Origin of the sequence: Streptococcus sp. 343_SSPC (assembly GCF_001072385.1) — a bacterium.
Taxonomy (GTDB): Bacteria; Bacillota; Bacilli; order Lactobacillales; family Streptococcaceae; genus Streptococcus.
This window is the reverse complement of sequence record NZ_JVKU01000003.1, coordinates 1-18,279: the sequence shown is the minus strand read 5'-3', so window position 1 is coordinate 18,279 and position 18,279 is coordinate 1. Positions and strand designations below refer to the sequence as shown.

The 18,279-nt window shown below is 40.7% G+C and carries 15 protein-coding genes; 14 read left to right on the top strand and 1 reads right to left on the bottom strand.

Going from position 1 to position 18,279, the window contains the following annotated elements; translation table 11 throughout:
* Positions 1 to 140 precede the first annotated feature (140 nt).
* From mecA to ADH27_RS00050, 8 genes are all read left to right on the top strand, one after another.
* Positions 141 to 887: an adaptor protein MecA gene (gene mecA, locus ADH27_RS00085; RefSeq protein ID WP_006594967.1), complete on the top strand. Its 747-nt coding sequence runs from the start codon at positions 141 to 143 to the stop codon at positions 885 to 887.
* Positions 884 to 2,041 (top strand): glycosyltransferase family 4 protein, encoded by a 1,158-nt coding sequence (locus ADH27_RS00080; protein ID WP_048714763.1) that lies wholly within the window; start codon positions 884 to 886, stop codon positions 2,039 to 2,041. The genes mecA and ADH27_RS00080 overlap by 4 nt, the downstream gene beginning before the upstream one ends.
* Before the next feature lie 86 nt (positions 2,042 to 2,127).
* The gene (gene sufC, locus ADH27_RS00075; RefSeq protein ID WP_006594965.1) at positions 2,128 to 2,898 is read left to right on the top strand and encodes a Fe-S cluster assembly ATPase SufC; all 771 of its coding nucleotides are present in this window, start codon (positions 2,128 to 2,130) and stop codon (positions 2,896 to 2,898) included.
* Between the two features lie 41 nt (positions 2,899 to 2,939).
* On the top strand, positions 2,940 to 4,202 hold the full coding sequence (gene sufD, locus ADH27_RS00070; RefSeq protein WP_006594964.1) for a Fe-S cluster assembly protein SufD: 1,263 nt from the start codon (positions 2,940 to 2,942) through the stop codon (positions 4,200 to 4,202).
* 2 nt (positions 4,203 to 4,204) lie between these two features.
* Positions 4,205 to 5,431 carry a cysteine desulfurase gene (locus ADH27_RS00065; protein ID WP_048714760.1) on the top strand — a complete coding sequence of 409 codons (1,227 nt, stop codon included), beginning with the start codon at positions 4,205 to 4,207 and terminating at the stop codon, positions 5,429 to 5,431.
* Entirely contained in the window at positions 5,418 to 5,852 is a 435-nt protein-coding gene (gene sufU, locus ADH27_RS00060; protein WP_048714758.1) for a Fe-S cluster assembly sulfur transfer protein SufU, read from the top strand. The genes ADH27_RS00065 and sufU overlap by 14 nt, the downstream gene beginning before the upstream one ends.
* A 146-nt stretch (positions 5,853 to 5,998) precedes the next feature.
* Positions 5,999 to 7,411, top strand: coding sequence for a Fe-S cluster assembly protein SufB (sufB, locus tag ADH27_RS00055; RefSeq protein WP_006594961.1), 1,413 nt, complete (start codon positions 5,999 to 6,001; stop codon positions 7,409 to 7,411).
* Positions 7,412 to 7,431: 20 nt separating this feature from the next.
* Positions 7,432 to 8,004 carry a hypothetical protein gene (locus ADH27_RS00050; protein WP_048714756.1) on the top strand — a complete coding sequence of 191 codons (573 nt, stop codon included), beginning with the start codon at positions 7,432 to 7,434 and terminating at the stop codon, positions 8,002 to 8,004.
* A gap of 66 nt (positions 8,005 to 8,070) precedes the next feature.
* Here ADH27_RS00050 and pbp3 read toward each other — a convergent pair whose 3' ends face one another.
* Positions 8,071 to 9,312, bottom strand: coding sequence for a D-alanyl-D-alanine carboxypeptidase PBP3 (gene pbp3 / locus ADH27_RS00045; protein WP_048714755.1), 1,242 nt, complete (start codon positions 9,310 to 9,312; stop codon positions 8,071 to 8,073).
* 173 nt (positions 9,313 to 9,485) lie between these two features.
* On the opposite strand from pbp3, the gene ADH27_RS00040 reads away from it, so the two are divergent.
* The 6 genes from ADH27_RS00040 to ADH27_RS00015 all read left to right on the top strand — a co-directional run bounded on the left by ADH27_RS00040 (position 9,486) and on the right by ADH27_RS00015 (position 18,118).
* Entirely contained in the window at positions 9,486 to 11,450 is a 1,965-nt protein-coding gene (locus ADH27_RS00040; protein ID WP_048714752.1) for a peptide ABC transporter substrate-binding protein, read from the top strand.
* A 180-nt stretch (positions 11,451 to 11,630) separates the two neighbouring features.
* On the top strand, positions 11,631 to 13,616 hold the full coding sequence (locus tag ADH27_RS00035; protein WP_048714750.1) for a peptide ABC transporter substrate-binding protein: 1,986 nt from the start codon (positions 11,631 to 11,633) through the stop codon (positions 13,614 to 13,616).
* A gap of 64 nt (positions 13,617 to 13,680) precedes the next feature.
* Positions 13,681 to 15,180 carry an ABC transporter permease gene (locus ADH27_RS00030; RefSeq protein WP_048692006.1) on the top strand — a complete coding sequence of 500 codons (1,500 nt, stop codon included), beginning with the start codon at positions 13,681 to 13,683 and terminating at the stop codon, positions 15,178 to 15,180.
* Entirely contained in the window at positions 15,180 to 16,106 is a 927-nt protein-coding gene (gene oppC / locus ADH27_RS00025; RefSeq protein WP_048692005.1) for an oligopeptide ABC transporter permease OppC, read from the top strand. The genes ADH27_RS00030 and oppC overlap by 1 nt, the downstream gene beginning before the upstream one ends.
* Before the next feature lie 11 nt (positions 16,107 to 16,117).
* Positions 16,118 to 17,185, top strand: coding sequence for an ABC transporter ATP-binding protein (locus tag ADH27_RS00020; protein ID WP_048714747.1), 1,068 nt, complete (start codon positions 16,118 to 16,120; stop codon positions 17,183 to 17,185).
* A gap of 9 nt (positions 17,186 to 17,194) precedes the next feature.
* Positions 17,195 to 18,118: an ATP-binding cassette domain-containing protein gene (locus ADH27_RS00015; RefSeq protein ID WP_048714745.1), complete on the top strand. Its 924-nt coding sequence runs from the start codon at positions 17,195 to 17,197 to the stop codon at positions 18,116 to 18,118.
* The last annotated feature ends 161 nt before the right edge of the window (positions 18,119 to 18,279 follow it).

Here is an 18,279-nt window from a genome sequence, read left to right as displayed (position 1 = left end):
TTCACTTCAAATGGCTATGTTTGAGGGGGGAGGAAGTGCTCTTTTGTTTAAGGTTTTTTCATATCTGAGGTGGGGGTCATGTTTTGAAAAATATGTCCCTTTTTAGTATAATAGAAAGACTAACAGTATGAGGTGCAGTCATGAAGATGAAGCAAATCAGTGATTCAACCATTAAAATCACGATTCAATTAGAGGATTTAGAGGAACGAGGCATGGAAATGGCCGATTTTTTGGTGCCTCAAGAAAAAACAGAAGAATTTTTCTATACCATCTTAGATGAATTGGAAATGCCAGAAAGCTTCTTAGACAGTGGCATGTTGAGTTTCCGAGTGACTCCTAAGCCGGATAAGCTCGATGTTTTTGTGACCAAATCAAAAATTGACCAGCATCTAAATTTTGAAGATTTTTCCGACTTGCCTGATATGGAAGAATTGTCGCAAATGTCTCCGGACGAATTTATCAAGACCTTGGAAAAAACCATCTCTGAAAAGAGTAAGGGAGACGGCGATGCTATCCGTCATTTAGAAGCTGAGGAATTGGCTGATGAGAATCAGCTTTCAGAAGAAGATACACCGAATCATCCAGTAGATACACGGTATATTTATTATATCCTCCAGTTTTCTCAGTTAGAAGAAGTGATTCGGTTTACAAAAACAGTTCATTATGCGGTCGAGACTTCGGAACTTTATAAAATGGACGGGGTTTACTATTTAACCGTCTTGATTGATTTGGAAGGGTGCCCGCAAGATTATCCAGGTTGGCTCTTGGCAACCATGCGTGAATATGCGGAAGATACAGATACTACTAGAGCTGTCCTCCAGGAACATGGCCATCTCTTGCTCGTCTCAGATGCTATTCACGAACTTCAAAAGGTTAATTTGGTATGATTACTTTTCCATTACAATTTATCCTGGTCCTGATTGCAACTTTTTTGATCAGTTTGATTCTAACTCCCTTTGTGAGGTTACTGGCCTTTAAAATAGATGCCGTAGACTATCCAAATGCGCGTCGGATCAATAAAAAACCAATGCCCAGCGCTGGTGGTTTAGCCATTCTTCTTGCTTTCACCATTGCAACCGTGGTATTGCTACCGATGATTACCAAAGGCTATGTAGCTAAGACATCATATCTGACCTATACTTTACCAGTTGTTGTTGGAGGATGGATTATAGGTCTGACTGGTTTAATCGATGATATAAAAGAATTATCGCCGCGGTTAAAGATGCTGGGGATTTTCCTAGGGGCTAGTGTGATCTGGTTCTTTACAGATTTTCGCTTAAATGATTTCAAGATCCCTTTTGGAGGGCCATTTCTTCATTTTGACCCCTGGTTGTCCTATATTTTAACAGTCGTTTGGATCATTTCGATTACCAATGCAGTCAATTTGATTGATGGTTTGGATGGCCTAGTTAGCGGGGTTTCGATTATTTCCTTGGTGACGATGGGGATTGTCTCTCATTTCTTTCTCCCAGTGCCCAATCTTTTTCTGACTATGACGATTTTTGTATTAGTCATGGCCATTGCTGGTTTCTTCCCCTTTAATTATCATCCAGCGATTCTTTATTTAGGGGATACAGGAGCCCTCTTCATTGGTTTTATGATCGCTGTTTTGTCCTTGCAAGGTCTTAAGAATGCGACGGCAGTCGCGGTTGTTACGCCGATGATTATCTTGGGAGTTCCCATTACGGATACCTTTTTAGCGATTGTTCGTCGGACTCTCTCTGGTCAGAAGTTCTATGCCCCAGACCGGAATCACTTGCACCATCGCCTACTTTCTTTGGGCTTAACACATCGTGGAACTGTCTTGGTCATCTATGGGATTTCGATGATTTTTGCCATGATTTCTCTTCTGTTAAATATCTCGACTCGTATTGGTGGCGTTCTGCTTGTCATCGGTTTGGTATTAGGAGTTGAATTATTAGCAGAATTGATTGGAGTCCTTGGTCCTAACCATAGTCCGCTCCTCAATTGCTTACGCTACATCGGAAATTCTGCTTATCGAGAGGAAGTTCGACAAAATAGAAAAAACAAGACTAAATAAGAACGATTCTAAACACCAGAAAAGCCTTTTAGGCTTTTTTTTGTTATACTAGATAAGACAAAACTCTATAGCAGAAAGGAATACAAATGTCAGTATTAGAGATTAAAGATCTTCACGTAGAAATTGAAGGCAAGGAAATTTTAAAAGGTGTGAACTTGACCCTTAAAACGGGAGAAATCGCAGCCATCATGGGACCTAACGGGACAGGGAAATCAACCCTATCTGCAGCGATCATGGGAAATCCAAACTATGAAGTGACTAAGGGTGAAATTCTATTTGATGGAGTGAATATCCTTGAATTGGAAGTGGATGAACGTGCTCGCATGGGCCTTTTCTTGGCTATGCAATACCCATCAGAAATTCCAGGAATTACCAATGCTGAATTCCTTCGTGCAGCCATGAATGCTGGCAAAGAAGAGGATGAAAAAATTTCTGTTCGTGATTTTATCACAAAATTGGACCAGAAAATGGAACTCCTCAATATGAAGGAAGAAATGGCAGAACGCTATTTGAACGAAGGATTCTCAGGTGGTGAGAAGAAACGCAATGAAATTCTGCAATTGTTGATGTTGGAACCGAAGTTTGCCCTCCTTGATGAGATTGACTCTGGTTTGGATATCGATGCCCTTAAAGTGGTTTCAAAAGGGGTCAATGAAATGCGTGGCGAAGATTTTGGTGCCATGATCATTACCCACTACCAACGTCTTTTAAACTACATTACTCCTGATGTGGTTCACGTGATGATGGAAGGTCGTGTCGTCCTTTCAGGTGGTCCTGAGCTTGCTGTGCGTTTGGAGCGTGAAGGATACGCGAAATTAGCAGAAGAGTTAGGTTACGACTACAAAGAAGAACTCTAATCTTGTGTCCAAAACTGAACAGGATCTTTGAGGAGGAGTAAATGACCAAAGAAAATATCAAACTTTTTTCAGAAATGCATGCAGAGCCCCAATGGTTGCAGGACTTGCGTCAGAAGGCTTTTGATAAAATTGATGATTTAGAACTACCCGTGATTGAACGCGTGAAATTTCATCGTTGGAATCTTGGCGATGGAACAATCACAGAAAGTGAGCCACTCACTGCTGTGCCAGACTTCACTGCGATTGACAATCAATTAAAATTGGTTCAGCATGGAACTCACACAGTATTTGAACAGATTCCAGTTGACTTGGCCAACCAGGGAGTCATCTTTACAGACTTCCACTCAGCCTTGGAAGTAATTCCAGAGGTCGTAGAGGAATTTTTCATGTCATCCGTTAAATATGATGATGACAAGTTGGCAGCCTACCACACAGCTTATTTCAATAGTGGAGCTGTTCTCTATATTCCAGATCATGTAGAAATCGCGGAGCCAATCGAGGGTGTCTTCTACCAGGATAGTGATAGCGATGTGCCATTTAACAAGCACATCTTGATTATAGCTGGTAAGAACAGTAAGATTAGTTACCTTGAACGGTTAGAGTCACGTGGAGAAGGTAGTGCCAAGGCAACTGCTAATATCACAGTAGAAGTGATTGCCCGTTCAGGTGCGCAAGTGAAGTTTGCTGCGATTGATCGTCTTGGTGAGAATGTCACTGCCTATATTAGCCGCCGTGGGAAACTAGGCAAGGATGCTAGCATTGATTGGGCAATCGGTGTCATGAACGAAGGAAATGTCGTTGCTGACTTTGATAGTGACTTGATAGGAAACGGCAGCCATGCAGACCTTAAGGTCGTAGCCCTATCTAGTGGTCGTCAGGTACAAGGGATTGATACCCGCGTAACCAACTATGGTTGCAATTCGGTAGGGAACATTCTCCAACATGGTGTCATTCTTGAAAAGGCAACCTTGACCTTCAACGGGATTGGCCACATTATCAAGGGAGCAAAAGGGGCAGATGCCCAACAAGAAAGCCGTGTGTTAATGCTTTCTGACCAAGCTCGTTCCGATGCTAACCCAATTCTTTTGATCGATGAAAATGATGTGACTGCAGGCCATGCAGCTTCTATCGGTCAAGTGGATCCAGAAGACATGTACTACCTCATGAGCCGTGGCTTGGATCAGGCAACTGCAGAACGCTTAGTGGTTCGTGGTTTCCTTGGATCAGTGATCGTGGAGATTCCAGTCAAAGAAGTTCGTGAAGAAATGATCCAAACCATTGAAGATAAATTATTGAAGAGATAAACATGATAGATGTCGAAAAGATTCGGAAAGATTTCCCGATTTTAGATCAAATAGTGAATGATGAGCCACTTGTCTATTTAGATAATGCAGCGACGACACAAAAACCAAAAGCTGTCCTAGAAGCGGTGAATCGCTATTACCAAGAGGATAATGCCAATGTTCACCGCGGGGTTCATACCTTGGCGGAACGGGCGACCGCGTCCTATGAGGCGGCAAGAGAAACGGTCCGTCGTTTTATAAACGCTTCCTCGACCAAAGAGGTCTTGTTTACGAGAGGGACTACGACAGGTTTGAACTGGATTGGGCGGTTTGCAGAGGAAATCCTCGAAGAGGGGGATGAGGTCCTCATCTCTATTATGGAACACCATTCCAACATCCTTCCTTGGCAGGAAGCTTGTCGGAAGACAGGGGCGAAGTTGGTCTATGCCTACTTGAAAGACGGTGGTCTGGATCTAGAGGATTTCCGAGAAAAATTGACAGATCGAACCAAATTTGTTTCCATTACCCATGCTTCTAACGTACTCGGGGTGATTAATCCTATCCAGGAACTCGCTCAATTGGCCCATGAAAAAGGTGCTATTATGGTAGTGGATGGGGCCCAATCAGTCCCCCATATGAAAATTGATGTTCAAAAGCTAGATGCAGACTTCTTTGTCTTTTCCGGTCATAAAATGGCTGGACCGACAGGGATTGGAGTCTTGTATGGAAAAGAGCACTATCTCAACCAAATGTCACCTGTTGAATTTGGTGGGGAAATGATTGACTTTGTCTATGAACAATCCGCAACCTGGAAGGAACTCCCTTGGAAATTCGAAGCAGGGACTCCAAATATGGCTGGTGCTATTGGTTTAGCTGCGGCGATTGATTATTTGGAGGCTATTGGCATGGATGCCATTGAGCATCACGAGCAAGAGTTGATTGCCTACGTCTTTCCCAAACTTCAAGCAATTGAAGGCTTGAAAATCTATGGCTCCCAAGATTTAGCGAAACGCTCTGGGGTGATTTCCTTCAACTTAGGGAATCTGCATCCTCATGATCTTGCGACTGCCTTGGATTATGAAGGGGTTGCCGTTCGGGCAGGCCACCATTGTGCTCAACCTTTAATCCAGTATTTGGAGGTTCCAGCGACTGCTCGAGCTAGCTTTTATCTCTACAATACAAAGGAAGACTGTGATAAGCTTGTAGAAGCGCTGATAAAAACAAAGGAGTTTTTCAATGGCACTTTCTAAATTAGATAGCCTCTATATGGCTGTAGTAGCTGACCATTCAAAAAATCCCCACCACCATGGAAAGATTGAAGGGGTTGAACAAATCAACTTAAACAATCCAACTTGTGGCGATGTGATTAGTTTGTCTGTTCAGTTTGATGATGAAGGAGTAATCAAGGACATTGCCTTTGTCAACTCAGGTTGTACGATTTCGACGGCTTCTGCTAGTATGATGACGGACGTTGTCCTAGGAAAATCCAAAGAAGAAGTGCTAGAGTTGGCGACTATTTTTTCAGAAATGGTCCAAGGCAAAGAAGATGCCCGTCAAGACCAGTTGGGAGATGCAGCCTTTTTAGCTGGGGTTGCTAAATTTCCACAACGGATCAAGTGCTCGACCCTGGCTTGGAATGCTCTCAAAAAAGCAATCGATGCTCAAGCCTAATGATGAATAAAAGTGATGAAAATTCAAGTCTGTTTTTTAACCGAGCTTCTGGTGAGAAATGATATCAACATTCGGGTGCTGATGGTCCAGACTAGAAAAAAGTAATCACATGTAAAGAGCGCTAAAAAGAAAATGAAAGGAAAGATATGACAGAAGAAAGAGTAGAACCAAAACCAATTGATCTTGGTGAATATAAATTTGGCTTTCACGATGATGTAGACCCAATCTTATCAACAGGAAAAGGGTTGAATGAATCGGTTATTCGCGAGTTGTCTGCTGCGAAAAATGAGCCAGAATGGATGCTGGAGTTCCGTTTGAAGTCTTATGAAGCATTTAAAAAAATGCCGATGCAAACTTGGGGAGCGGACTTGTCAGATATTGATTTTGATGATTTGATTTATTATCAAAAACCATCTGATAAACCTGCACGTAGCTGGGATGAAGTGCCTGAAAAAATTAAGGAAACATTTGAACGGATTGGTATTCCAGAAGCAGAGCGTGCTTACCTGGCCGGAGCAGCTGCTCAGTATGAGTCTGAAGTAGTTTACCATAACATGAAGGAAGAATTCCAAAAGCTCGGAATCATTTTTACCGATACAGATTCGGCTTTGAAGGAATACCCAGACTTGTTTAAGCAATACTTTGCTAAGTTGGTACCTCCAACGGATAATAAGTTGGCAGCCCTCAACTCAGCTGTTTGGTCAGGTGGGACCTTTATCTATGTACCGAAGGGTGTAAAGGTCGATGTTCCTTTGCAGACCTACTTCCGGATTAATAATGAAAATACAGGTCAGTTTGAGCGGACTTTGATTATTGTTGATGAAGGCGCTAGCGTCCATTATGTAGAAGGATGTACAGCACCGACTTATTCAAGCAATAGCCTGCACGCAGCCATTGTCGAAATTTTTGCCTTGGATGGCGCTTACATGCGTTATACGACTATCCAAAACTGGTCTGATAACGTCTATAACTTGGTAACCAAACGGGCCAAAGCAACCAAAGATGCGACAGTTGAATGGATCGATGGAAACCTCGGAGCTAAAACGACCATGAAATACCCGTCTGTTTATCTGGATGGAGAAGGTGCGCGTGGGACTATGCTTTCTATTGCCTTTGCTAATGCAGGGCAACACCAGGATACTGGTGCCAAGATGATCCACAATGCTCCACATACCAGCTCTTCAATCGTCTCAAAATCCATCGCGAAAGGTGGAGGAAAGGTTGACTACCGTGGACAAGTGACATTCAATAAAGATTCAGCGAAATCTGTCAGTCACATTGAGTGTGATACCATTATCATGGATGACTTGTCTGCATCTGACACCATCCCATTTAATGAAATTCATAATTCACAAGTTGCTTTGGAACATGAAGCCAAAGTATCTAAGATTTCAGAAGAACAACTCTATTACCTCATGAGTCGTGGTTTATCAGAATCAGAAGCGACTGAGATGATCGTCATGGGATTTGTAGAGCCCTTCACTAAAGAACTTCCAATGGAATATGCAGTTGAGCTCAACCGCTTGATTAGCTATGAAATGGAAGGATCTGTCGGTTAAGGGGATAAAAGGAGAAGCAAATGGGATTCTTAAAAAAATTATTTGGTAATGTTGAAAAAGCGAATAAGGGCGAAATTCCTGTTGAGGAAATTGTTCCACCCTTTACAATTGATCTAGCAGAAGAAGCAGATGATTATTGGAGACAGATGGAACAAAATCTCTTGATCAATGCTGTGAAGGCTGTTGGCGGTCCTGATAAAGCGAATCGTGCCTTTATGCTAGTGAATTTTAAGCCGGGTCAAGAAACATTTGATTTGTATTATCAAATCGATGGGAAATTAATTTCTTGGCAAGAATTGGATCCAGAACTTGTAGAAAAAATCCGCCTTCAACTCTTGCCTCAAGCACCAGCAGTGGCCCGTGCAGTCAATGAAAATTACGAAGCTGCCAATGTTCCTGTGATTAGTTATGCCATGCTTCAATTAGAAACGGCGACCATGGCTTGGTTTGGTCGGAAGCTAACAACAGCTACACCTGAAGCTAGCTTATCTTTTGAAGAATTGGTAGCAGGTTGGCGTGCGGTGATTGAACAAGAAATCCCGACTCATCCAATAGACAGCGATACTGCTTTTCCTTATTTCGAAGTTCGATAGAAGTTCTGTTGACAGGAATAAAATAAACAAAAAAAGAGGGTGACCTCTTTTTTTGTTTATGAGCATTTATAGTTTTTCGTTGACGTAACGAACAAATTGATTCCACCACACCTTTAAGAAGAAACTTTTTTGGATATTTTCTCCGCTCACCATTTCCATACTAGGGGCTTTACCTTCGATATACCCTCGACCGATGGGTTCTGGATCAGTGTAGGTAAGGGTTCCGAGAGAAGTACCTTTCTTTATAGGAGCGCTAAATGAAGATTGGCTACTTTTAAAGGTGATTTTAGCTTCTGCTTGGCTTCCTTGTCGTTCGATCACGATGAAGTCATCCTTGGCAACAGCAGTGGCGTTTGTTTTCTTGCCATCGTGAACCGTTGATTTACTGTTGTTGTAAGCTTCGCCTTTGCTGACAATGAGGCTTGGAACGAAGTTTTGGCTCACATAATTCATCAGGTTGGCTGTTGCAACAAATCGTGCGTAAGGGTCACCGTCGATTGCCTCAACACCAATGACAACGGTAATCATTCGAATCCCATTTTGATTAGTAGAAGCGACAAATGAGATCCCTCCTTTTTCGGAATTTCCAGTTTTTAGACCATCCACCCCAGCTCGATAGTTGGGCATGTTTTCCAGCATATAGTTGCTACTCTCCAATTGAATTCCAGCAAATTCTGCATGGGAGAGGGAGGTGATTTTTGTAACTTCAGGAAAGTCTTCTAGAAGATGTTTTGCGATGACTGCCACATCATAAGCGCTCAGCTTATTTTCGGTATTTTTCTTTTTATTTTCCTCATCCCCATCAATGATAGATTGGTTCAATCCACTAGTATTCACAATCGTCGCATCTGTAATTCCCCAATCTTTGAGCTTTGCTTTCATGAGGAGGACGAATTTTTCTTCGCTACCAGCTACTTTTTCAGCTAAGGCGATGGCGGCACTATTGGCGTTTGATACGAGGAGAGCAGTGAGCAAGTCCTTAACCTTGTATTTACGGGCTTCCAAGGGAACGTTGCTGATTCCTTCAACAGCTGTCAGTTGATAGGCTTTATCAGAAATATCCACATCATCAGTTAAAGAGATTTTTCCTTGCTGAATGGCTTCGTAAACGAGATAAGTGGTCAAAAGGTTGCTGATTCCGCCAACCTCTTTTTTCTCATCACTATTTTTTTCGTAGAGTATTTTACCTGTTGTCCCATCAATCGCAATAGCATGCTGGGCTCCAAGGTCTAGGTCCTCCGCTTTTACAGGAGACGTACTGAGAAGCGCAAGCATTAGACAAAGAAGTAAGGTGATTATTTTTTTCACGTTTGAGTCCTCGATTGTTTTTTGTCTCTACTATTGTATCATAAAAGAAGGCAACTGCTCTAATCCTATTTTGCTCTCCTAGGACTCAAAGGTCATAGGCAAATTTGAAAGATAGTTGGTAAAATGGAAGAAATAGTGTATAATGGTAGAAAACCTAACATAAGGAGATAGTGATGAAAGTAAATAAACGGTTCGTACTGGCCGGTGTTTCTCTAGCCAGCGCTCTTCTATTGACAGCCTGCGGTGGTGGAAGCAGCAATCAATCTACTTATTCTTATATTTATTCAACAGATCCAAATACATTGGACTACATTGCATCGACTCGTACCACGACGTCTGATATTACAAGTAACCTTGTTGATGGTTTGTTAGAAAATGATAAATATGGAAATTTAATCCCAAGTTTGGCAGAAGACTGGACAGTTTCAGAAGATGGCTTGGTCTATACCTATAAACTTCGAAAAGATGCTAAATGGTACACCAGTGAAGGGGAAGAGTATGGTGCTGTAACAGCTCACGATTTTGTGACAGGAATCAAACATGCTGTGGAATCAAAATCTGAAGGTCTCTTCTTAATCCAAAACTCCATTAAAGGTTTGGATGCCTATGCCAAGGGTGAAACAACAGATTTCAAGACAGTTGGCGTGAAAGCCCTAGATGATTACACCGTTCAATATACCTTGGAACGCCCAGAAAGCTTTTGGAATTCTAAGACGACATCAGGCGTCCTTTTCCCAGTTAACGCAGCTTTCTTAGAATCTCAAGGAAAAGACTTTGGTTCTTTAAAACCAAGTAGTATTCTCTATAACGGTCCCTATTATTTGAAGAATTTAACTTCAAAATCTCAAATTGAACTTGTAAAAAATAAAGAATACTATGATGAAAAGAATGTTCATATTGATAATGTGAAGTTGACTTACAATGACGGATCAGATCCAGAATCAGTCATCAAGAAATTTGAGAATGGACAATATTCATTTGCGACGGTAATGCCAAATAGCTCCACTTATAAGAGTGTGAAAAAGAAATTTGGTGATAATATTGTTTATGGTGTTCAATATGGTACATCTTACTATCTAGGCTTCAACATCGATCGTCAGAAGTATAATCATACAGCCAAAACGACAGATGCTCAAAAATCGTCTACAAAACAAGCGATTTTAAACAAGGATTTCCGTCAAGCCGTCAACTTTGCCTTTGACCGTGAAGCCTATGCAGCACAAACATCTGGTGCGGATGCGGCGACCAAGATTCTTCGAAACACCTTGGTTCCACCGACTTTTGTTCAAGTAAATGGTGAAGAGTTCGGTAAGGTTGTTGAGAAACAATTGGTGACCTATGGGGATGAGTGGAAAGACGTAAATCTAGATGATGCCCAAACCACTCTCTACAATCAAGAAAAAGCCAAGGCTGAATTTGCAAAAGCAAAAGAACAACTGCAAAAAGAAGGGGTACAATTCCCAATTCATTTGGATTACGTTGTTAGTCAGACAGATAACAGTCAGGTACAACAAGCTAGCTCCTTCAAACAATCCGTAGAAGCTGTTCTTGGTGCAGACAATGTTGTCGTAGATATTCAGAAATTAACTGATGATGACTTTAACAATATTACCTACTTTACAGACACTGCTGCTGAGAAAGATTATGACCTTGCAGGCGGAGGATGGGTTCCAGACTACCAAGATCCATCTACTTATTTAGAGAGTTTAAGCCCTGTTAACGGTTCTGTTTTCTACTATCTAGGTGTGGATGCAGGTTCAAACAGCCCTGCTATTACAGCAGTTGACTTTGGGAAGTATGCAGAGCTCTTAAAAGATGCCAATGCAGAAGTGAGTGACCAAGCTGTACGGTATGAGAAATACGCAGCCGCTCAAGCATGGCTAACCGATAGTTCGTTAATCTTACCAACTGTTTCAAATGGTGGAACGCCAATGTTGCAACGGACTGTCCCATATAGTCGTGCTGCTTCATGGGTTGGAACAAAAGGTACAGGAACCAACTATAAATATCTTGAACTTTCAGAAGAAGTCATCAAGACAAAGGATTACGATGCAAGTAAAGAAAAATGGTTGAAAGAAAAGGCTGAATCCAATAAAAAAGCCCAAGAAGAATTAAAGAACCACATCGAATCGAAATAGCTGGGATAGTAAGAACGCATAAGTTTAAGTAGGGGAAGGAGCCACTAAAAAGGATTGATTTTTTAGACAGTCCTCCGCTTAGTGGCTCCCTTCACTTGCCAAATATTCAGAAAATTTAGTTTACTTTTTGTCTCACTTATGCTATAATTCTATCTAAATTCAATAAAATGGAGATTCAAAATGAAAAAAAGTAAAGTTTTTGCATTTGCCGGAGTAACATTGCTCGCAGCAACTTTCCTTGCAGCATGTTCTGGCTCAAAAGATAGCAAGTCTGAATCAAAAAAAGATACAACATATGGCTATGTTTATAACGATGATCCAACAACTTTGGATTACACTGTATCTTCAAAAGCGTCTGTGCACGATATTACAACAAACGGTGTAGATGGTTTGTTGGAGAACGACAAGTACGGAAACCTTGTACCATCTATTGCTGAAGATTGGTCTGTTTCAAAAGACGGTTTGACCTATACTTACAAAATCCGTAAGGGTGTTAAATGGTATGATGCTGATGGTGAAGAGCATGGAGAGGTAACAGCTCATGACTTTGTTACTGGATTGAAGCATGCGGCGGATAAAAAATCAGAAACTCTTCCGTTGGTTCAAGGTTCAGTAAAAGGATTGAAAGACTATGTAGATGGAAAAATTACTGATTTTTCTCAAGTTGGGGTAAAAGCAGTAGATGACTACACACTTGAGTACACATTGAATCAACCAGAAACCTTCTGGAATTCTAAAACAACTAATGGTGTGCTCATGCCAATCAATGGTGAATTCTTGGAAAGCAAGGGTGACGATTTTGGTCAGCCAGGTGATGTAAAATCTATCCTTTATAACGGACCATTCCTTTTGAAATCAATCACTTCTAAATCAGAAATCACCTTTGAAAAGAACGAAGAGTATTGGGACAAAGACAACGTTCACATCAACAAGATTAAATTCTCTTACTTTGATGGGTCTGACCAGGATTCTTTAGCGCGTGCATTTAGCGATGGTTCATATACCCAAGCACGTCTATTCCCTGCTAGCTCTAACTTTGCATCTGTTGAAGAAAAATACAAAGATAACATCTACAACACACAGCCTGGAGCTGGTGTAGCAGTCTTTGGTTTCAATATTGACCGTCAAGCCTACAACCACACATCTAAAACTTCAGATGAGCAGAAATCTTCTACGAAGAAAGCTATCTTGAACAAGAATTTCCGTCAAGCCATCACCTTTGCCTTGAACCGCGAAAATTATTCAGCGCAAGTCAATGGTAAAGAATACGCAAAGGCTGCTATTCGGAATATGTATACTGCACCTGCCTTTGTTCAAGTTAATGGAAAAGACTTCGGAGATGTTGTGGCTGATAAGTTGCAGACATACGGAGATCAATGGAGTGGTGTAAATCTTGCAGATAGCCAAGATGGTCTTTACAACAAAGATAAAGCAAAAGCTCAGTTCGAAAAAGCTAAAGCGGAACTCCAAAAAGAAGGCGTTCAATTCCCAATCCATTTGGATGTTCCCGTTGTTCAAAGTTCAACAAGCTTTGTAGCACGGATGCAATCCTTCAAACAATCTGTTGAAGATACACTTGGAACGGAAAATGTTGTGGTTGACCTTCAAATGATGGACCAAGATGCAATCTTGAATATCACAATTAACGTACCGTCTGCAGCGGATGCTGACTGGGATCTTCAAGGACTTGTGGGCTGGAATCCAGACTACGATGACCCATCTACTTACCTTGATACTTTGCAACCATCTTCTCCTGACCAAACCAAAACTTACCTTGGATTTGCTGGTGGTGTCGACAATGCCTCTGCTAAAGCAGTCGGTTTAGATGAATATGCGAAATTACTTGATGATGCAGAAAATGAATCACAAGACGTGGTTGCACGTTATGAAAAATACGCAGCGGCGCAAGCTTGGTTAACGGATAGTTCGTTAGTCATTCCAACTATGACAAGCTCTGGAGCAGCTACAGTAGTTTCAAAAGTGGTACCATTCTCTGGTCCTTCATCACAAACAGGTAACAAAGGATCAACTTATTTCAAATATGTTGAAATTCAGGATGAGCCTGTCACTAAAAAACAATATGATCAAGCACGTGAAAAATGGTTGAAAGAAAAAGCTGATTCAAATAAAAAAGCTCAGCAAGAACTAGAAAAACACGTTAAATAATCACCTTCATCAGAACTTTCTCTAATAGGGGAGAAAGTTCTTTTGAACATTAAAGGAACGGAATATGAAAAAATATATATTTATGCGTATTTTACGTTCGTTAGTGTCGATCTTTTTGGTTACGACATTGACGTATACAATTATTTATACGCTAACCCCAAGAAATTTAATTTTCAAAAACGACCCTAACTATAATAAGATTGCAAAGACTAAGGATTCTAAAATCAATTATGAAAACACAGTCTATGATCGTATGGGGTATATAGAATATCTTGATTCAAAAGCTTTGAAAGAAAAAGCAAGCAAGGAAGACTCATCAGTAACTGTAGAGCCTACTAAAGAAAACGAAAAGATCTACAAAAAGTACATTTCTAATCTTGGAAATGGCTGGGTATTGAAACGTTTCCCTGAAAACAAAGGCTTTTACGCAACTCGTGAAGTCCCTGTCTTTGAACGTGTTATTGGATTCTACGGCAATCTGATTCAGATTGATCATCCAAATGTCATCAAAGATGCTTCCAATCCAAAACTTGAACGCTATATTCGCATTGAAAATGATCCAGCTATTGGTTGGTCAGTAGTTGGTTCGGGGACTAAACATAAATATCTTTTGTATTTCAATGGTCAATTCCCGTTCATTCATCAAAATTTTGTATCGTTAAACTTGGGTGAATCTTACCCAACTTATTCAAATACGCCGGTTCTTCAGGTTATTACACAAGGACAAGGTACTACTAAAAAGAGTGAAGTGAACTTCCCAACAGGGAAAAAAGAATCTTCTATCGATATCTACTCACGTACTTACAAATCACCAAGCAAGGCAGATGCTCAAGATATTGCCCGCTTTGGTGAAGGAGATGCTTATACAGCAACTTTGAGTAACTATGAAAATCCATCCATGATTGTGAGCTCTTCTATTATCGGCTTGATCGGGATTGCAATTGCTTACTTGATCGCAATTCCATTGGGATCATACATGGCCTTGTTGAAGAACACATGGTTTGATAGTGCCTCAACAGCTGTCTTGACATTGATGATGGCTCTTCCAACGATTGCCTTAGTCTACATCGTCCGCTTGGTTGGTTCAACAATCGGTCTTCCAGACTCTTTCCCAGTCTTAGGAGCTCAGGACTGGAGATCGTACGTTCTTCCTTCTGTCATCCTGGGACTATTGACCGCTCCAGGTTTGGCTGTTTGGATTCGTCGTTATATGATTGACTTGCACTCACAAGACTTTGTCCGTTTTGCACGTGCTAAAGGACTTTCTGAAAAAGAAATTTCACGCAAGCATATTTTCAAGAATGCAATGGTTCCAATCGTTACAGGTATTCCTGTTCAATTGGTCTTGGTTATTTCAGGAGCTACCTTGACAGAAACCGTCTTTGCCTTCCCTGGTATGGGTAAAATGTTGATTGATTCCATCAAGGCATCGAACAATACCATGGTGGTGGGTCTTGTCTTCATCTTTACTGTTCTTGCTGTATTTGGAGCAATGGCCGGTGATATTCTCATGGTTATGGTAGACCCTCGTATCAAATTGACAACTAAGAAAGGAGGCAAATAATGTCTACAATCGATAAAAAGAAATTCCAATTTGTTGAACGTGACGACTTTGCCTCTGAAACAATTGATGCGCCGTCGTACTCCTATTGGAAATCTGTATTTCGCCAATTTTTCAAAAAGAAATCAACCATTTTCATGTTAGCAGTCTTGGTGGGAATTCTCTTGATGAGTTTTGTTTATCCAATGTTTTCAAACTTTGATTACAATGATGTAAGTAAAGTAAATGATTTCACTGCTCGTTTGAATCCTCCAAGTGCCAAAGCTTTCTTTGGTACAGATAACAATGGTAAATCGTTGTTTGATGGAGTTTGGTTTGGTGCCCGCAATTCGATTATCATCTCTTTTATTGCTACCTTGATCAATGTTGTAATTGGTGTAGTGATTGGTGGGATTTGGGGTGTGTCAAAATCAATCGACCGCTTCATGATGGAAGTTTATAACGTTATTTCAAACGTTCCATTCATGTTGATTGTTATTGTCTTGACTTACTCAATCGGTGCTGGTTTCTGGAACTTGATTTTGGCGATGACGGTAACAGGATGGATTGGGATTGCTTATTCTATCCGTGTCCAAATTATGCGTTACCGTGATTTAGAGTACAACTTGGCCAGCCGTACTTTGGGGACTCCAACTCTAAAAATCGTGACAAAAAACATTTTGCCACAGTTGGTATCTGTTATTGTGACGACAACAACTCAATTGTTACCAGCCTTTATTTCAACTGAAGCCTTCCTTTCCTTCTTTGGATTGGGATTGCCAATTACAGTTCCAAGTTTAGGTCGTCTGATTTCAGACTACTCACAAAACGTAACAACCAATGCGTATCTTTTCTGGATTCCATTGACAGTTTTAGTCTTGGTATCCTTGTCATTCTATATCGTTGGACAAAACCTTGCAGATGCCAGCGATCCACGTACACATAGATAGGAGGAGTAGGTATGACAAATGATAAAAATGTAATCTTATCTGCTCGCGATATCGTAGTAGAATTTGATGTTCGGGATCGTGTCTTAACAGCTATTCGCAATGTGTCCTTAGACCTTGTTGAAGGTGAAGTCATGGCACTTGTTGGTGAATCAGGTTCTGGTAAATCTGTTCTCACAAAAACCTTCACAGGAATGTTAGAAGACAACGGACGAATTGCCAATGGTAGCATTAATTATCGCGGGCAAGAATTAACAGAACTCAAGTCAAACAAAGACTGGGAAGATATCCGCGGTGCAAAAATTGCAACCATCTTCCAAGATCCAATGACCAGTTTGGATCCGATTAATACAATCGGATCACAAATTACGGAAGTTATTATTAAACACCAAGGCAAGAGTGCCAAAGAAGCCAGAGAAATGGCCATTGATTATATGGAAAAGGTGGGAATCCCAGAAGCGGAACGTCGCTTTGATGAATATCCTTTCCAATATTCAGGCGGGATGCGCCAACGGATCGTTATTGCTATTGCGCTTGCTTGTCGCCCAGATATCTTGATCTGTGACGAGCCAACAACGGCCCTTGACGTAACCATCCAAGCCCAGATCATTGACTTGTTGAAATCATTGCAAAAAGAATATAACTTTACAACAATCTTTATCACTCACGACTTAGGTGTGGTCGCAAGTATTGCAGATAAGGTTGCCGTAATGTATGCTGGTGAAATTATAGAATTTGGTAAAGTAGAAGAAATCTTCTATGATCCAAGACATCCTTATACATGGAGTCTCCTTTCAAGTTTGCCACAATTGTCTACCTCTAAAGGTGATTTATATTCTATCCCAGGGACTCCTCCATCATTGTATTCACCAGTAAAAGGGGATGCCTTTGCTTTGCGTTCAGACTATGCGATGCAAATTGATTTCGAGGAACATCCACCAGTCTTCAATGTTTCAGATACACATTGGGCTAAAACATGGCTCTTACATGAAGATGCACCAAAAGTCAATAAACCAGAAATTATTGATAATCTTCATGAAAAGATTAGTGCGAAAATGGGATTCACTACAATCAAGGACTAGGAGAAGGAAATGACAGAAAAATTAATAGAAGTTAAAGATCTAGAAATTTCCTTCGGTGAAGGAAGTAAAAAATTTGTAGCTGTAAAGAATGCAAATTTCTTCATCAACAAAGGGGAAACATTTTCTCTTGTTGGTGAGTCTGGTAGTGGGAAGACGACAATTGGTCGTGCAATCATTGGTTTGAATGACACTAGTGCAGGTGATATCCTGTATGATGGCAAAAAGATCAATGGGAAGCAATCGCGCAAGGATGAAAATGAATTAATCCGTAAAATTCAAATGATCTTCCAAGACCCAGCGGCAAGTTTGAACGAGCGTGCAACAGTCGACTACATTATTTCAGAAGGTTTGTACAATTATCACCTATTCGAAAATGAAGAAGACCGAGTACGTAAAGTAAAAGAGATTATGCATGAAGTGGGGCTTCTAGCAGAGCATTTAACTCGTTATCCTCATGAATTCTCTGGTGGACAACGCCAGCGGATTGGGATTGCTCGTGCCTTGGTAATGGAGCCAGAATTTGTTATCGCAGACGAGCCTATTTCAGCCCTTGACGTATCCGTACGTGCGCAAGTTTTAAATCTCCTTAAGAAATTCCAAAAAGAGTTGGGCTTGACCTATCTCTTTATCGCGCACGATCTTTCAGTCGTTCGATTTATCTCTGATCGTATTGCGGTTATTTACAAAGGAGTTATTGTAGAAGTAGCTGAAACGGAAGAATTGTTTAATAATCCAATTCATCCATACACACAATCTCTACTATCAGCTGTACCGATTCCAGATCCAATTCTAGAACGCAAAAAAGTTTTGAAAGTTTATGATCCTGATCAGCATGATTATTCAACAGACAAACCAGAAATGGTTGAAATCAAGCCAGGACATTACGTTTGGGCAAATAAAGCAGAACAGAAAAAATATAAAGAACTTGTATAATCATAAGAAAACGAGAAGAATACGCTTCTCGTTTTCTATTTTTTGAAAAAAGAAAAACTTTTTTTAAAAAAATAGAAAAAAGATATTGACAAGGTCATATGGTCGTGATATACTAATATAGTTGTCGCGCGAGAGCGACAAAGACCTTTGAAAACTGAACA

Excerpts from the sequence above, each read along its gene's own strand:
- ADH27_RS00035 (WP_048714750.1), top strand. The coding sequence starts at position 11,631 with ATGAAAAAAAGTAAAGTTTTTGCATTTGCCGGAGTAACATTGCTCGCA.
- sufC (WP_006594965.1), top strand. The coding sequence starts at position 2,128 with ATGTCAGTATTAGAGATTAAAGATCTTCACGTAGAAATTGAAGGCAAG.
- ADH27_RS00040 (WP_048714752.1), top strand. The coding sequence starts at position 9,486 with ATGAAAGTAAATAAACGGTTCGTACTGGCCGGTGTTTCTCTAGCCAGC.
- sufD (WP_006594964.1), top strand. The coding sequence starts at position 2,940 with ATGACCAAAGAAAATATCAAACTTTTTTCAGAAATGCATGCAGAGCCC.
- ADH27_RS00065 (WP_048714760.1), top strand. The coding sequence starts at position 4,205 with ATGATAGATGTCGAAAAGATTCGGAAAGATTTCCCGATTTTAGATCAA.
- ADH27_RS00015 (WP_048714745.1), top strand. The coding sequence starts at position 17,195 with ATGACAGAAAAATTAATAGAAGTTAAAGATCTAGAAATTTCCTTCGGT.
- ADH27_RS00050 (WP_048714756.1), top strand. The coding sequence starts at position 7,432 with ATGGGATTCTTAAAAAAATTATTTGGTAATGTTGAAAAAGCGAATAAG.
- oppC (WP_048692005.1), top strand. The coding sequence starts at position 15,180 with ATGTCTACAATCGATAAAAAGAAATTCCAATTTGTTGAACGTGACGAC.
- sufB (WP_006594961.1), top strand. The coding sequence starts at position 5,999 with ATGACAGAAGAAAGAGTAGAACCAAAACCAATTGATCTTGGTGAATAT.
- mecA (WP_006594967.1), top strand. The coding sequence starts at position 141 with ATGAAGATGAAGCAAATCAGTGATTCAACCATTAAAATCACGATTCAA.
- ADH27_RS00080 (WP_048714763.1), top strand. The coding sequence starts at position 884 with ATGATTACTTTTCCATTACAATTTATCCTGGTCCTGATTGCAACTTTT.
- ADH27_RS00030 (WP_048692006.1), top strand. The coding sequence starts at position 13,681 with ATGAAAAAATATATATTTATGCGTATTTTACGTTCGTTAGTGTCGATC.
- sufU (WP_048714758.1), top strand. The coding sequence starts at position 5,418 with ATGGCACTTTCTAAATTAGATAGCCTCTATATGGCTGTAGTAGCTGAC.
- ADH27_RS00020 (WP_048714747.1), top strand. The coding sequence starts at position 16,118 with ATGACAAATGATAAAAATGTAATCTTATCTGCTCGCGATATCGTAGTA.